Genomic DNA, 863 nt, shown 5'->3' on the forward strand with positions numbered 1-863 from the left:
AGTATCGAAGCGGTTAAGACCGTAGCAATCACGAATGACGTTGTACCAGTAGGGGCAAGTTTAGGCGACACGGTAGAATATACAATCACGGTAACGAACACTGGAAATGTGACCTTAGATGGAGTAGCGATAGCTGATACGTTTGTAGATGCCAATGGCAACCCACTGACCTTATTAACCGGTCCAACGTTCGTCAGTGCGGATGCCGGCAGTTTAGAAGGCGACTTATTGGTCGGCGAGACGGCTACGTATACAGCGACTTATATTATAGAGCAAGATGCAGTAGATGCAGGTGGCTTTAGCAACAGTGTGTTAGCAGACGGAGACAGTCCAGCAGATACGAATGTCGATGACACGAGTGATGATGGAGATGACACGGATGGCAACACTGAAGATGATCCAACAGAAACCACCATCGCAGAAGCTCCAAGTATCGAGGCGGTTAAGACCGTAGCAATCACGAATGACGTTGCACCAGTAGGCGCGAGTTTAGGCGACACGGTAGAATATACAATCACAGTAACGAACACTGGAAATGTCACTTTAGACGGAGTCGGTATTGTGGATACGTTCGAGGATGCCAATGGAAATGCCTTAACCTTATTAACCGGCCCAACGTTCGTCAGTGCGGATGCAGGTAGTTTAGAAGGGGACTTATTAGTAGGCGAGACGGCGACGTATACCGCGACTTATGTTATAGAGCAAGATGCAGTAGATGCAGGCGGCTTTAGCAACAGTGTATTAGCTGATGGAGATAGTCCAGCAGATACGAATGTTGATGATGTTAGTGATGATGGAGATGATGCCGATGGCAACACGGAAGACGATCCGACAGAAACCCCAATAGTAGAAGATCCATCAAT

General features: G+C 47.6%; 1 protein-coding gene. It reads left to right on the forward strand.

From position 1 onward, the window contains the following. Window positions 1–3: 3 nt before the first annotated feature. Window positions 4–863 (forward strand): DUF7507 domain-containing protein (locus ACXAFS_RS15280; protein WP_475308045.1); only part of this gene is annotated, 860 nt, incomplete at its 3' end.

It is taken from the genome of Winogradskyella sp. ABM4_392 (genome assembly GCF_056160445.1).